Source organism: Hydrogenophaga sp. FW305-3-2-15-A-LB1 (assembly GCF_058787875.1).
This window is the reverse complement of the sequence record NZ_JBYTAE010000111.1, coordinates 1-15,145: the sequence shown is the minus strand read 5'-3', so window position 1 is coordinate 15,145 and position 15,145 is coordinate 1. Positions and strand designations below refer to the sequence as shown.

Genomic DNA, 15,145 nt, shown 5'->3' with positions numbered 1-15,145 from the left:
GGTGTGCGGGGTGTGCATGGCGGTCCTCTCGCAGTGAGTGATGCGCCTGGGCGGGCAAACGGTGTTCCCGCGCCCTCCGCCTCACTGTCCGGGGGGCGTGGACGGATCATCCCCCTTTTCGGCAAATCCTTCCACCCACCCTGACCTTGCGGCTCAGATCGCCACCAGCTGCCGGATGCCCTTGGCCTGCATCTCGCTGCCCGGCCCGCTGGCGATCACCTCGCCGCGCTCCATCACGAGGTAGTGGTCGGCCAGGGCCTCGGCGAAGTCGTAGTACTGCTCCACCAGCACGATGGCCATGTTGCCCCGGTCCGCCAGCATGCGGATCACCTTGCCGATGTCCTTGATGATGTTGGGCTGGATGCCCTCGGTGGGCTCGTCCAGGATCAGCAGCTTCGGGCCGGCGGCCAATGCCCGCGCGATCGCGAGCTGCTGCTGCTGACCACCCGAGAGGTCACCGCCCCGGCGGCCCAGCATCTGCTGGAGCACCGGGAACAGCTCGAACAGCTCGGCCGGGATGGGCGTGCTGCCCTTCTTCGTCGCCAGGCCCATGAGCAGGTTCTCGTGCACCGTGAGGCGGCCGAAGATCTCGCGGCCTTGCGGCACGAAACCCACGCCCAGGCGCGCGCGCTCGTAGGGCGTGGCCTTGTGGATAGGCACACCGTCGAGCTCGATGCTGCCGCTCTTGATCGGCACCAGGCCCATGAGCGACTTGAGCAGTGTGGTCTTGCCCACGCCGTTGCGCCCCAGCACCACGGTGACCTTGCCGAGTTCGGCTTGCAGGCTGACGTTGCGCAGGATGTGGCTGCCGCCGTAGTACTGGTTGACATCTTTGACGTTCAGCATGGATCTCACCTTCCGAGGTACACCTCGATCACCCGTTCATCCGACTGGACCTGATCCAGCGTGCCTTCGGCCAGCACAGACCCATCGCACAACACCGTCACCTTCTCCGAGATGGTGCGGATGAAGCTCATGTCGTGCTCCACCACCATCAGCGAATGTTTGCCTTTCAAAGAAAGAAACAGCTGCGCCGTGCGCTCCGTTTCCTCGTCCGTCATGCCCGCCACCGGCTCGTCCAGCAGCAGCAGCTTGGGGTCCTGCATCAGCAGCATGCCGATCTCCAGCCACTGCTTCTGCCCGTGGCTCAGGTTGCCGGCCAGGCGCGAAGCGCTGTCGGCCAGGTGGATCGTGTGCAGCACCTCCCCCAGCCGGTCCTTCTCCTCGCCGGTGAGCACAAACAGCATGGAATGGCGCACCCGCTTGTCCGTGGCCAGCGCCAGCTCCAGGTTCTCGAACACGCTGAGGTGCTCGAACACCGTGGGCTTCTGGAACTTGCGCCCGATGCCCATGGCGGCGATCTCGGCCTCGCGGTAACGCAGCAGGTCGATCGTGCTGCCGAAGAAGACCTGGCCCGCGTCGGGCCGGGTCTTGCCGGTGATGATGTCCATCATCGTGGTCTTGCCCGCGCCGTTGGGGCCGATGATGCAGCGCAGCTCGCCGGGCGCGATGTCCAGGCTCAGGCCGTTGATGGCCTTGAAGCCGTCGAAGCTCACGTGCACGTCTTCCAGGTACAGGATGCGGCCGTGCGTGGTGTCCACCTCGCCGCGCACCAGCGGGCGCGAGAAACCGGCCTGGCGGCCGCCGGATTCGGTGGCGCCGCCCAGGGCGAGCGCGGCCACGCGTTCGGCGCGCTTCGCGCCCTCTTCCATCAGGTCGGGCGTCATGCCGGGTCTCCCTTTTTGTTCGGGCGCAGTTTCTTCATCAGGCCCACCACGCCCTGCGGCAGGTAGAGCGTGACGACGATGAACAGCGCGCCCAGCACGTAGAGCCAGTATTCGGGAAAGGTCACGGTGAGCCAGCTCTTGGCGCCGTTGACGATGAAGGCGCCGAGGATGGGGCCGATCAGCGTGGCGCGGCCGCCCACCGCAGCCCAGATCGCGATCTCGATGCTGTTGGCCGTGCTCATCTCGCCCGGGTTGATGATGCCGACCTGCGGCACGTAGAGCGCGCCGGCCACGCCGCACATCACGGCCGAGATGGTCCAGATGGTGAGCTTGTAGGGCAGCGGGTTGTAGCCGCAGAACATCACGCGGCTCTCGGCGTCGCGCACCGCCTGCAGCACGCGGCCGAACTTGCTCTTCACCAGCCAGCGCGCGAACAGGTAGAAGCCCAGCAGCGTGAGGCCGGTGAGCACGAACAGCGCCATGCGCATGTTCTGCGTGGCCAGCGGCAGATCGAGGATGCGCTTGAAGTCCGTGAAGCCGTTGTTGCCGCCGAAGCCGGTCTCGTTGCGGAAGAACAGCAGCAGCGCGGCGAAGGTGAGCGCCTGCGTGATGATGGAGAAGTACACGCCCTTGATGCGCGAGCGAAACGCGAAGTAGCCGAACACGAAGGCCACCAGACCCGGCACCAGCACGATCAGCAACAGCGTGGCGATGAAGCTGTCGGACAGCGCCCAGTGCCAGGGCAGCTCCTTCCAGTCCAGGAACACCATGAAATCGGGCAGCTCGCTCTTGTAGTTGCCGTCGGTGCCGATCTGGCGCATGAGGTACATGCCCATCACGTAACCGCCGAGCGCGAAGAACAGGCCGTGGCCCAGGCTCAGGATGCCGGTGTAGCCCCAGATCAGGTCCATGGCCAGCGCGCAGATGGCGTAGCACATGATCTTGCCCAGCAGGCCGACCATGTAGTCGCTCAGGTGGAAGGCGCTGCCCTCGGGCACGAACAGGTTGAGCAGCGGCGCCACGGCGCACACCACCAGCAGCGCGACCACGAAAGCGCTCCAGCCGGCGCGCGTGAGCAGCGGGCCGTGCGAGGGCAGGACGACGGGGGCGCTCATGCCTCCCTCCCTTTCATGGCGAAGATGCCCTGAGGTCTCTTTTGAATGAACACGATGATGAAGACCAGCACCGCGATCTTGGCGAGCACGGCGCCGGCCCAGCCTTCGATGAACTTGTTCAGCATGCCCAGGCCGAGCGCGGCGTACACCGTGCCCGCGAGCTGGCCCACGCCACCGAGCACCACCACCATGAACGAGTCCACGATGTAGTTCTGCCCGAGGTCGGGGCCCACGTTGCCGATCTGGCTCAGCGCGCAGCCGGCCAGGCCGGCGATGCCCGAGCCCAGCGCGAAGGCGTAGGTGTCGATGCGCGCGGTGTTCACGCCCATGCACGAGGCGATGGGGCGGTTCTGCGTCACGCCGCGCACGAACAGGCCCAGGCGCGTCTTGCCGATCAGCAGCGTGACGCCCAGCAGCACCGCGAGCGCGAAGCCGATGATGATGATGCGGTTCCAGGGCAGGTTGAGGTTGCCCAGCAGGGTGATGCCACCACTCATCCACGAGGGGTTTTCCACGCCCACGTTCTGCGCGCCGAACAGACTGCGCACGGCCTGCATCAGCACCAGGCTGATGCCCCAGGTGGCCAGCAGCGTCTCGAGCGGCCGACCGTAGAGGAAGCGGATCACCGTGCGCTCCATCGCCGCGCCGACCAGGCCCGAGGCCAGGAAGGCCACCGGCAGGGCGACCAGCAGGTACCAGTCGAAGTACTCGGGCAACGAGGCCCGGAAGAAGCTCTGCACCAGCCAGGTGGCGTAGGCGCCGATCATGATCAGCTCGCCGTGCGCCATGTTGATCACGCCCATGAGGCCGTAGGTGATCGCCAGCCCCAGCGCGGCCAGCAGCAGGATGCTGCCCAGGCTGATGCCGGTGAAGGCCTGGCCCAGCGCGCTGCCGATGGCCAGCGTGGTGTCCAGGCTGGAGAGGGATTCCTTCAGCGCCGCCTTGACCTGGGCGTCTTCTTCCTTTTCCATCTGCGCCGTCAGCAGCGGGCGCACGATGGGTTGTTGGGCCTCGCCGAGTTTCCGCGCGGCCGAGAGGCGCTGCGCCGGGTCCTCGCTGGCCAGCAGCACGGCGGCGCGCGCGAGCGCCAGGCTCTGGCGCGCGCGCGGGTCCAGGTCACCGGCCAGGGCCTTGTCGATCAAGGCGAGCTGGCTGGTGTCGGGCTCTTCGAAGGCGGTGCGCTGCAGGGTGCTCGCCGCTTCGCGCTGGCGCTCGGGCGGCGCGCCCACCAGCTCCATTCCGGCCAGCGCGTTCTCCATCGCGCTGCGCAGGCGGTTGTTGACCATGACGTCGCCGGCGTCCTCGGGCAGCGCCGCGAGTTTCTCGCCGGTCACGGCGTCGATGGCGCCTTCGCCTTCGGCGATGAGCACCCGCTCGCCCTGCAGGCGCACGGCCTCGTCGGCCATGGCCTTGATCAGCGCGGTGGCGCGTTCGTCCGGCTCGGCGGCCAGGCGGTTGAGGGTGTCGATGCGGGTGTCGGTGTCGCCGTCCACCAGCGCGAGCGCGTCGGCAGCCGTCAGCGCATGGGCAGCGCCCAGCGACATCCACAGCACCAATCCCAGCCCCAACCAGCGGAGCCAAAGAGTCTTCATATCAATCCCCAGAGACAAACCCGATGGCGCACCAGACACGCCATATCCAGGGGCAGCGAGGGTCCGGCTCCGCCGGCCCAAGCTGCCGTCCCCCCTCGAAGCGCCGAAGGCGCGCCACAGAGGGGGGAAGCCGCGTCAGCGGCGCAGGGGGGTGTTACTTCTTGTCCGGCACGTTCTTCTTGCCCTTGTTCTCGGCGATGTAGTCGCTCCACGGATCGGCGACCACCGGGCCCGGCGTCTTCCACACCACGTTGAACTGGCCGTCGGCCTTCACCTCGCCGATGAACACCGGCTTGTGCAGGTGGTGGTTTTCCTTGTCCATGGTGCTGGTGAAGCCACCCGGCGCCTTGAAGGTCTGGCCGGCCATGGCGGCGATGACCTTGTCGGTGTCGGTGGACTTGGCCTTGGCCACGGCCTGGGCCCACATGTTGATGCCGATGTAGGTCGCTTCCATGGGGTCGTTGGTCAGAGGCTTGTCCTTGTGGCCGGGGATGTTCTTCGCCTTGGCGTAGGCGCTCCACTTCTTCACGAACTCGGTGTTGGCCGGGCTCTTGATGCTCATGAAGTAGTTCCAGGCGGCCAGGTGGCCGACCAGCGGCTTGGTGTCCACGCCGCGCAGCTCTTCTTCACCCACCGAGAAGGCCACCACCGGCACGTCCTTGGCCGAGAGGCCGGCGTTGCCCAGTTCCTTGTAGAACGGCACGTTGGAGTCGCCGTTGATGGTGGAGACCACGGCCGTCTTCTTGCCGGCGGACGCGAACTTCTTGATGTTGGCGATGATGGTCTGGTAGTCCGAATGGCCGAAGGGGGTGTACTCCTCCATGATGTCGGCGTCGGCCACGCCCTTGCTCTTGAGGAAAGCGCGCAGGATCTTGTTGGTGGTGCGCGGGTACACATAGTCGGTGCCCAGCAGCACCCAGCGCTTGGCCGAGCCGCCGTCCTTGCTCATCAGGTATTCCACGGCGGGAATGGCCTGCTGGTTGGGCGCGGCGCCGGTGTAGAACACGTTCTTGCTCAGCTCTTCGCCTTCGTACTGCACCGGGTAGAACAGCAGGCCGTTGGCCTCTTCCACCACCGGCAGCACCGACTTGCGCGACACCGAGGTCCAGCAACCGAAGATCACGGCGACCTTGTCCTGCGTGAGCAGCTGCTTGGTCTTCTCGGCGAACAGCGGCCAGTTGGAGGCCGGGTCCACCACCACGGGTTCGAGCTTCTTGCCGAGCACGCCGCCCTTGGCGTTGATCTCGTCGATGGCCATCAGCACCGTGTCCTTGAGCACGGTTTCCGAAATGGCCATGGTGCCCGAGAGGCTGTGCAGCACGCCGACCTTGATGGTCTCCTGGGCGTAGGCGCTCAGACCGGTGAAGCCGAGCGTGGCGACCGTGGCCGCGGCGGCCAGGGTCTTGAGGGTGAATCGGCGGGCGTTTTGGGGGGTCTTCGACATGGCGCTTCTCCAGTGTTCCAGGGGTCCCTTGGAAGGGGTGTTGGGCGCCGCCGGCCCGCCTTCTTCAGGCGGTGCTCGACGGACAACTGGATGCTAGGGAAGACCCTGGATGGCGTATGTACGCCACGTGGCGTACGCCGCTGGCGCCGATGTCAGCAGCAGCGCCCGGTGGCGGAGCCGTAGCGCGCGGCCTGGCGTTCGCGGAAGAACGCCTCGTAGTTCATCGGCTCCTGGTCGGGGTGCGTGGCCCGCATGTGCTTCACGTAGCTGCCGTAGTCGGGCACACCGACCATGAGGCGCAGGCTCTGCGTGAGGTAGCGCCCGGCCCGCCCGAGGTCGTCGAGCAGGCCGCCCGCGCCGGTGGCGGAGGGATCAGCCACCGACGCTGGCGCCGGCCGGCAGCGCTTCGTAGGGGGTTTCGGCCACGCTCGGCTTGCGCTCGGCGCGGGCCTTGAGCACGCTCTTCACGCTGTAGAACAGCACGCTGAGCACCACGAACATGAACAGCGCGCACAACACGGCGTCCAGGCGGTTGTTGAAGACGATGCGCGACATGGCCTCGGGCGTCTTGGCCGGCGCCAGCAGCACGCCGCTCTGCAGCGCCTCGGCGTAGCGGCTGGCGTTGGAGAGGAAGCCCACCTTCACGTCGGCCGAGAAGATCTTGAGCCAGCCCGCGGTGAGCGTGCAGACCAGCAGCACGATCGCCGGCACGATGGTGACCCAGGCGTAGCGGTCCTTCTTCATCTTGAACAGCACCACGGTGCCCAACATCAGCGCCACGGCAGCGAGCATCTGGTTGGCGATGCCGAACAGCGGCCACAGCGTGTTGATGCCGCCCAGCGGATCGACCACGCCCTGGTACAGGAAGTAGCCCCAGGCCGCCACGCACAGGCCGGTGGCGATCAGGTTGGCGGGCAGCGAGTCGGTGCGCTTGAGCGCGGGCACGAAGCTGCCCATCAGGTCCTGCAGCATGAAGCGGCCGGCGCGCGTGCCGGCGTCCACGGCGGTCAGGATGAACAGGGCTTCGAACAGGATGGCGAAGTGGTACCAGAAGGCCATCATGGTCTGGCCGCCCACCACCTGGTGCAGGATGTGCGCCATGCCCACGGCCAGCGTGGGCGCGCCACCGGCGCGCGCCAGGATGGTGTTCTCACCCACGTCCTTGGCGGTCTGCACCAGCATCTCGGGCGTGATCACGAAGCCCCAGGTGGAGAGCGTCTGCGCCACCGCTTCGGGCGTGCTGCCCACCAGGGCGGCCGGGCTGTTCATCGCGAAGTAGATGCCGGGCTCGATGCACGAGGCCGCCACCAGCGCCATCACGGCGACGAAGGATTCGGCCAGCATGCCGCCGTAGCCGATGAAGCGCGCGTTGACCTCGTTGTCCAGCATCTTGGGCGTGGTGCCCGAGGAGATCAGCGCGTGGAAGCCCGAGACCGCGCCGCAGGCGATGGTGATGAACAGGAAGGGGAACAGGTTGCCCGACCAGACCGGGCCGTCGCCGGCCGCGAACTGGGTGACCGCCGGCATCTGCAGCGGCGGCGCGACGACGACGATGCCGATGGCCAGCGCGACGATGGTGCCGATCTTGAGGAAGGTGGAGAGGTAGTCGCGCGGCGCCAGCAGCAGCCACACGGGAATGGAAGCGGCGACGAAGCCGTAGCCGATCAGCATCCAGGTCAGGGCCTTGCCGTCGTAGGTGAACAGCGGCGCCCAGGTCGGGCTCTCGTGCACCCACTGGCCGCCCACGATGGCCAGCATCAGCAGCACGAAGCCGATGATGGAGACCTCGCCGATGCGACCGGGCCGGATGAAGCGCAGGTACACGCCCATGAACAGCGCCACCGGAATGGTGGCCGCCACGGTGAAGGTGCCCCAGGGCGATTCGGCCAGGGCCTTCACCACGATCAGCGCCAGCACCGCGAGGATGATGATCATGATCATGAAGGCGCCGAACAGCGCGATCAGGCCCGGCACGGTGCCCATTTCCTGCTTGATCAGGTCGCCCAGCGAGCGGCCGTCGCGGCGCGTGGAGATGAACAGCACGATGAAGTCCTGCACCGCGCCGGCGAAGACCACGCCGGCCAGGATCCACAGCAGGCCGGGCAGGTAGCCCATCTGCGCGGCCAGCACCGGGCCCACCAGCGGGCCGGCGCCGGCGATGGCGGCGAAGTGGTGGCCGTACAGCACGTACTTGTGCGTGGGCACGTAGTCCAGGCCATCGTTGTGGCGCCAGGCCGGCGTCATGCGCGTGGCGTCCAGGCCGAGCACCTTGGTGGCCAGAAACAGGCTGTAGTAGCGGTAGGCGATCAGGTAGACGCAGACCGAAGCGACCACCACCCAGAGGGCGCTGACGGCTTCACCCCGTCCCAGCGCCACGGCCGCGAGCGCGAAAGCGCCCAGCACGGCCACGAAAAACCACCCCAGGTGGCGACCCAGTCCAGACATGCTTGTCTCCTCTTGTGCCGCGACCTCGCCGATTCGGGCCGCCGTGCGACGGGCAGTATCGGCAACCGGGCGCACGCGCACATCCGTTGCACCGCGCGCCGGACCGCGTGGCACCACTTAGGTGGAAACCCGTATCAGGGGATTTCGCGGGCGTGCTCGACGGCGTACTTGATCAGTTCCGCCTGGCCCTCCAGGCCCAGCTTGCGCTTGATGCTCTGGCGGTGCGTTTCCACCGTGCGCACGCTCAGGTCCAGCGCCTTGGCGATCTGTTTGCTCGACTCGCCCCGGCCCAGCGCGCTCAGGATCTGGCTCTCGCGCGGCGTGAGCAGCGGGCGCGGCGCGGGCTGGCGGAACAGCCGGCTCGAGACCCCGGGGCTGAGAAAGGTGCCACCGGCCACCACGGCCTCGATGGCGGCCACGATTTCGCCGGCCGGCGCGTCCTTGAGCACGTAACCCCGCGCGCCGGCCTGCAGCGCGCGCTGCACGTACTCCGGGTTGTCGTACATGCTGAACATCAGCACGCGCAGGCCGGGCCAGCGCGCCAGCATGGCCTGCGCCAGGTCGATGCCGTTGCCGTCCTTCAGGCCCACGTCCTGCAGCACCACGTCCACCGCCAGGCCGTCGAGCAGGCGCATGGCCTCGGCGGCATGGCCGGCCTCGCCCACCACCACCAGTTGCGCCACGCTCGAGAGGCGCGCGCGCAGGCCCTCGCGCACCATGGGGTGGTCGTCGACCAGAAGGATGCGGATGGTGTCGTTCATGTCGATGCTTCTATCTGGGTGCCGTGGCCGGATTCGGCCTGGATGCTCAGCCGCCCGCCGATCGCGGCCAGGCGCTCGCGCATGTTGCGCAGGCCAATGCCGCGCTCGGGGTGCAGGTGCACGGCCGCGCTGTCGAAGCCCCGGCCGTCGTCGGTGACGCTCATGCGCACGGTGCCGCCCGGTCCGAAGGCCAGCACCAGCTCCACCTGCCTGGCCTGCGCGTGTTTGGCCACGTTGGTCAGGCTTTCCTGCGCCACGCGGAAGAGCGCGGTCTTCACCTCGTCGGGCAGTTCGCGCTCGGCGCCTTCGATGCGCACCGCCACCGGCAGGCCGCTGGCGTCCTCGAACTCCTGGCCCAGGTGCTGCAGCGCGGCGGGCAGGCCCAGGGTGTCGAGCAGCGCCGGGCGCAGGCGGTGCGAGAGGCGGCGCACCTCCACCAGGGTGTGGTTGAGCCCCTGCAGCGCCTTGGCCAATGGCGCGGGATCGCGCGTGTCGGCCCCGGCTTCCACCAGCAGCTTGGTGGACACCAGGGTCTGGCTGATGCCGTCGTGCAGCTCGCGCGCGAGGTGGGCGCGTTCGTCCTCCTGCGACTGCTGCACCTGCCGCGCCAGCAGGCGCAGCTTGTTCTCGGCCACGCGGTGCTCGCTCAGGTTCAGCGCCAGGCCGCTGGCGCTGATGAGCGCGATGCCGAACACCGCGATGCCGGCGATCCACAGCAGCGTGGTGGCGATGTTGCGGTTGGCCTCGCCCTCGATGCGCGTGAGCGTGGCCTGGATGCCGTCCAGGTACAGGCCGGTGCCCAGCATCCAGCCCCAGCGCTCGTAGGCGATCACATAACCGAGCTTGGGCGTGTCCTGCCCGCTGGAAGGCTGGCGCCACAGGTAGTCCACGAAGCCGCCACCGGCGCGCGCCTGGGCGATCAGGCGCTGGATGGTGGGCCGGCCCTGCGGGTCGCGCAGCTCCCACAGGTTCTGCCCCACCAGCTCGGGCTGGCGCGAGTGCATGAGCACGCGGCCCTGCAGGTCGTAGACGAAGAAATAACCGTCGCGGCCGTAGTCCAGCGAGGCCAGCAGGCGCAGCGCCTGCTCGCGGTCCGCCGCCTCGTTGCCGCCCCGGTCGTACAGCGGCTGCACGGTGCTGGCCGCCAGGGCCACGTAGTTGCGCAGCTCGGCGCGCCGCGCCTCCAGGTAGGTGCGCTCCACCAGGGCGTATTCGCGCCTGGCCAGATCGCGCTCCTGGTGCTGCACGGCCAGCGCGATGAGCACGAGCGAGGCCAGCAGCGGCAGGATGGCCAGCAGGAGGATCTTGGTTCGCAGTCGCATCGGGAAGGAAGGGACGCCGTGGCGCCATTGTCCTCCGATGCCAACCGCATCGGTTTTTCACAGGCCGGCGCACGGCCCGCAACGAGAAAGGCAATACCCACCAGGGGCACCGAGGGTCCGGCTGCGCCGGCCCAAGGTGCCGCCCCCCCTCGAAGCGCCGAAGGCGCGCCACGGAGGGGGGAAGCCGCGCAGCGGCGCAGGGGGGTGTTCGAATTCAGCCGCCGTGTTGGGGTTGCAATTGCGGCACGCGGTTGATCGCCATGGCGGCGGCGGCCGTGCGCGTCTCCACCCCCAGCTTGGCGTGGATGCGCTCCAGGTGTTTCTTCACCGTGGCCGGGCTGGCACCCAGGATGTCGCCGATGTCGCGGTTGATCTTGCCCTTGACCACCCAGTACAGCACCTCGGCCTCGCGCGCGGTGAGGCCGAAGGCGGCGGCCAGGCCGGAGAGCACGCTGGCGTCCGAGGTTTCCTGCATCACGATGAGCCAGTCGCCGCCCTCGCCGTTGACCTCGTCGCCCACGCACTGGTGCAGGCGGAAGGTGAGGCGGCGCGGGCCGTTCTCCAGCGTGAGGCGCGGCGGCTCGCGCTGCGCCAGCGCTTCGCCGAGGTGGCGGCGCAGCCACTGCAGCACGGCCGGTGGCGTGGTCGGCGCCTCGGTGCCGCAGTGGTGGCGCAGCAGGTCGCGCGCCAGCGGCGTCTGCCACATCAGGCGGCCATCGCGCTCGCGCACGGTGATGGTGGCGTAGCCGAAGGCGTCGAGCGCGTTGCGCGCCTGGCTGCGCTCCACCGCGCCCTGGCGCGCGTGGCGCGCGCTGCGCAGGTGCACGCCCATGCGCGCCATCACCTCGCGCGGCTTGATCGGTTTGGTCACGTAGTCGGCGCCGCCCGCGTCGAGCGCGGCCACCAGGTGCTCGGTGTCGGTCAGGCCCGTCATGAAAATGATGGGGATGTGCGCCGTGGCCGGCTGCGCCTTGAGCCGGCGCGCGACCTCGAAGCCGTCCAGCCCGGGCATCACGGCGTCGAGCAGCACCACGTCGGGCAGGGCCTGGGTGGCGCGGCGGATGGCGCTTTCGCCATCCAGCGCCACGAGCACGGTGTAGCCCGCCTCGTCCAGCGCGTCGTGCAGGGGCGCCACGTTGTCGGGCACGTCGTCGACGATGAGCACCACCAGCGCGTCCGTGAGCGGCCGCGCGGTCGATGGCGCCAGGGTTTCAACCGGGTGCGACATGGTGTTGCAGCAGTTGCTGTTCGATGGTTTCAAAACGGAATTCGCGCGCCAGCGTGCGCAGGCCCTGCGCGAACGCGGCCTGCTCGGGGCGGCGCTGCACCCACTCGTCCAGCCACTGCACGATGCCCTTGTAGTAGCCCAGGCGCACCAGCTCCAGCAGGGGTTCGAGTTCGTCCCTCGTCGCGGGCGCCGCGGCGGCCACCGGCGCCCCATCGCGCTCGGGCGAGGCTTCGGTGATCCAGGCCAGCGACAGGCGCTGGCCGAGCCAGCCCAGCAGGTCCTCGCGCCGCACCGGCTTGACGAAGAAGTCCTGCGGGCGGTGGCCGAGGTCGTTCTCCAGTCCCTTGTCGAAGGCGTTGGCCGAGACGATGGCCATCGGCACCGCGCCCCAGCCGCGCGCGCGCAGGCGGCGCAGCGTTTCCCAGCCGTCGATGCCGGGCATGGCCAGGTCCATGAAGACCGCGTGCGGCGCGCCGGGCTCGCCGGGCTGCAGGCCGTCGAGCAGGGCCAGCGCGTCGTGGCCGCTGGTGGCGAGCATCACCTCGAAACCCAGGGGCGCGAGCCAGCGCGCGAGCAGTTCGCGGTCGGCCTCTTCGTTGTCCACCACCAGCACGCGGCGGCGCGCGCCAAGGTAGCCGGCGTGTTGCGGCACCGCGGTGGGCGCGGGCAGCTGCACGCCGTGCAGCTCGGGCAGGAACAGGCGCACGGTGAACACCGAGCCCTGGCCCGGGGTGCTGCGCACCGTCATCTCGCCGCCCATGAGGTCGGCGAGCATCTTGGCGATGGTCAGGCCCAGGCCGGTGCCGGTGGTCGTGCCGTGCACACCGGCCTCTCCCTGCCCGCGCGCGAAGGGCTCGAACACGCGGTCCAGGTCCTGCGGGTTCATGCCGGGCCCGGTGTCGTGCACCTCGAACTGCGCCATCTCGCGCGCGTGCGCCACCCGCAGCCGCACCTCGCCGCTGCGGGTGAACTTCACCGCGTTGCCCAGCAGGTTGATGAGGATCTGGCGCAGGCGCTTCTCGTCGGCGCGCACGGTGTCGGGCAGGCGGCTGCCGGTGTCGAACGAGAAGCGCAGGCCCTTGGCCGCCGCCTGCAGCTCGAACATGCTGGCGACCTCGCGCATGGCGTCGGCAAACGCCATGGGCCGCACGTCGAGCGCGAGCTTGCCGGACTCGATGCGCGCGATGTCCAGCGTGCCTTCGATCAGCGAGAGCAGGTGCTCCCCGCCGCGGTGGATCACGCGGATGGCCTGCGCGCGGTGCGGCGCCACGCCGGTGTCTTCCTGCAGCAGCTGCGCGTAACCCAGGATGCTGTTGAGCGGCGTGCGCAGCTCGTGGCTGATGGTGGAGATGTAGCGCGTCTTGGCCTGGTTGGCCTGCTCGGCGGCGCGGCGCGCCTGCTGCAGCGCCTCGTCGGTGCGCTGGTGCGACTCGATCTCCTGCATCAGCAGGCGCGTCTGCCGGTTGGACTCTTCCTGCGCCACCTCGCGGCTCTTGTGCGCGAGCACCAGCCACCAGGCCACGGTGGCGGCGATGAGCAGCAGCACCGCGTACACGCGCACGAAGCCCGAGCGCAGCGCGGCGTCGAGCAGCGAGGTGTTGGCCGCCACGCCCAGGCCCTGGGCCAGGCCTTCCACCTCCTGCCGGTAGAGCAGGCCCAGCACGGCCGCGAGCACCGGCGCCACGATCATCATGAGCAGCAGGTAGTGCGCCAGGCCCGCTTCCAGGTAAGGCCACACGCGGCGCGGCAGCACGCGGCGCAAAGCGCCCATCCACTGCTCGGAGAGGCGCGCGTGCGGTTTGCAGAGGTCGCCGCAGCGCGCGTCGAGCGTGCAGCACAGCGAACAGATGTGGCCCTGGTACGCAGGACAGTGCGCCATGTCAGGCGCCTCGTACTCGCGTTCACAGATGACGCACGTTTGGACAACACCCCCCGCGCCGCCTGCGGCGTCACCCCCCTGAAGGGGGGCCGCACTGGCGGCCTGGCGGAGCCAGATCCGCGGTGCGCCTGGCGGCACCTCTCCACCACTTCTGGCGATGTAGTAACGCCCCTGCGTCAACCACGCGATCAGCGGTGCGGTGATGAGCGCCGTCACCATCGCGATCACCGCCGAGAACGCCTGCGCCGTCGGCCCCAGCAGGCCCATGTGGGCCACGATGGACAGCGCCGAGGCCAGGCCCATGGCGCCCACGCCGACGGGGTTGATGTCGTACAGGTAGGCGCGCTTGAATTCGATGCCCTTGGGCGACCAGCCCAGCGGCTTGTTGATCACGAGATCGGCCACCACCGCCATGATCCAGGCGATGGCGATGTTGGAGTACAGGCCCAGCACCTCGCCCAGCGCCTGGAACACGTTCATCTCCATCAGCATGAAGGCGATCAGCGTGTTGAACACCACCCACACCACGCGGCCCGGGTGGCTGTGCGTGATGCGCGAGAAAAAATTGCTCCAGGCCAGCGAGCCCGCGTAGGCGTTGGTGACGTTGATCTTGAGCTGCGAGACCACCACGAACAGCGCCGTGGCCGCCACCGCCCAGCCGTAGTCGGCGAACACGAACTCGTAGGCCGCGAGGTACATCTGGTTGGGGTCCACCGCGCGCTCGGGCGGCACCATGTGGCTGATGGCCAGGTAGGCCAGCAGCGCGCCGCCCAGCATCTTGACCACGCCCAGCACCACCCAGCCGGGCCCCCCGGCGAGCACGCCCAGCCACCAGCGCAGCGCGTGGCCGGGCTCCTTCGCGGGCATGAAGCGCAGGTAGTCGGCCTGCTCGCCCATCTGCGTGATGAGCGCGATGCCCACCGTGAGCGCCGCACCAAACAGGTGCCAGTCGAACACCGCACCCGCACCAGATTCGCCCCCGTACCGCACCACGTTGGTGAAGGTCTCGGGCGCCATCCAGGCCACCGCCCCAAAAGGCACCACCATCATCACGACCCACAGCGGCTGGGTCCAGACCTGGAAGCGGCTGATGACGGAGACGCCGTGCGTCACGAGGGGGATGACCACCAGCGCGCAGATCAGGTAGCCCCAGGCGGGCGGGATGTCGAGCGCGAGTTCGAGCGCGTAGGCCATCACCGCCGCTTCGAGCGCGAAGAAGATGAAGGTGAAGGACGCGTAGATCAGCGAGGTGATGGTCGAGCCGATGTAGCCGAAGCCCGCGCCGCGCGTGAGCAGGTCCATGTCCACCCCATGGCGCGCGGCGTAGACGCTGATGGGCAGGCCGCCTAGGAAGATGATGAGGCCGGTGCAGAGGATGGCCAGCGCGGCGTTGACGAAGCCGTACTGCACCAGCAGCGTGGCACCCACGGCCTCGAGGATCAGGAAGGAGGCGGCACCGAACGCGGTGTTGGCCACCCGCCATTCGCTCCACTTGCGGAAACGCTGCGGCGTGTAGCGCAGCGCGTAGTCCTCCATGGTCTCGCTGCCGACCCAGCTGTTGTAGTCGCGGCGCACCTTGATGATGCGCTGCGGCGCGTCCTGCCCGGCCGGCGGCGGGGCGCTGGCGGGCGG

At 68.8% G+C, this 15,145-nt stretch carries 11 protein-coding genes; all 11 read right to left on the bottom strand.

All coding sequences use genetic code 11. The annotated features are described in order from the left end of the window. Positions 1 to 153: 153 nt before the first annotated feature. Positions 154 to 846, bottom strand: coding sequence for an urea ABC transporter ATP-binding subunit UrtE (gene urtE, locus AC3WPZ_RS25505; protein ID WP_444687498.1), 693 nt, complete (start codon positions 844 to 846; stop codon positions 154 to 156). Between the two features lie 5 nt (positions 847 to 851). Then, complete coding sequence (gene urtD / locus AC3WPZ_RS25500) at positions 852 to 1,727, bottom strand: urea ABC transporter ATP-binding protein UrtD (protein ID WP_492442180.1); 876 nt, start codon at positions 1,725 to 1,727, stop codon at positions 852 to 854. After that, positions 1,724 to 2,842 (bottom strand): urea ABC transporter permease subunit UrtC, encoded by a 1,119-nt coding sequence (urtC, locus tag AC3WPZ_RS25495; protein WP_444687206.1) that lies wholly within the window; start codon positions 2,840 to 2,842, stop codon positions 1,724 to 1,726. Before urtC ends, urtD begins: the two co-directional genes overlap by 4 nt. Next, complete coding sequence (gene urtB / locus AC3WPZ_RS25490; protein ID WP_492442178.1) at positions 2,839 to 4,434, bottom strand: urea ABC transporter permease subunit UrtB; 1,596 nt, start codon at positions 4,432 to 4,434, stop codon at positions 2,839 to 2,841. Before urtB ends, urtC begins: the two co-directional genes overlap by 4 nt. Before the next feature lie 154 nt (positions 4,435 to 4,588). Next, positions 4,589 to 5,878 carry an urea ABC transporter substrate-binding protein gene (urtA, locus tag AC3WPZ_RS25485; RefSeq protein WP_492442176.1) on the bottom strand — a complete coding sequence of 430 codons (1,290 nt, stop codon included), beginning with the start codon at positions 5,876 to 5,878 and terminating at the stop codon, positions 4,589 to 4,591. Positions 5,879 to 6,030: 152 nt separating this feature from the next. Further along, a complete protein-coding gene (locus AC3WPZ_RS25480; protein WP_382163902.1) occupies positions 6,031 to 6,225 on the bottom strand; it encodes a YbdD/YjiX family protein in 195 nt (64 codons plus the stop codon). A 25-nt stretch (positions 6,226 to 6,250) separates the two neighbouring features. Beyond that, positions 6,251 to 8,323, bottom strand: a complete 2,073-nt coding sequence (locus tag AC3WPZ_RS25475) for a carbon starvation CstA family protein (protein ID WP_492442174.1) — start codon at positions 8,321 to 8,323, stop codon at positions 6,251 to 6,253. Positions 8,324 to 8,457: 134 nt separating this feature from the next. Further along, entirely contained in the window at positions 8,458 to 9,084 is a 627-nt protein-coding gene (locus AC3WPZ_RS25470) for a response regulator transcription factor (RefSeq protein WP_382321299.1), read from the bottom strand. Continuing rightward, positions 9,081 to 10,406: a cache domain-containing protein gene (locus AC3WPZ_RS25465; protein ID WP_492442172.1), complete on the bottom strand. Its 1,326-nt coding sequence runs from the start codon at positions 10,404 to 10,406 to the stop codon at positions 9,081 to 9,083. Before AC3WPZ_RS25465 ends, AC3WPZ_RS25470 begins: the two co-directional genes overlap by 4 nt. Positions 10,407 to 10,620: 214 nt before the next feature. After that, the gene (locus AC3WPZ_RS25460; RefSeq protein WP_382321301.1) at positions 10,621 to 11,634 is read right to left on the bottom strand and encodes a response regulator; all 1,014 of its coding nucleotides are present in this window, start codon (positions 11,632 to 11,634) and stop codon (positions 10,621 to 10,623) included. Next, positions 11,618 to 15,145: hybrid sensor histidine kinase/response regulator (locus AC3WPZ_RS25455; RefSeq protein WP_492442170.1), on the bottom strand; the 3,528-nt coding region annotated here is incomplete at its 5' end. The genes AC3WPZ_RS25455 and AC3WPZ_RS25460, both read right to left, overlap by 17 nt.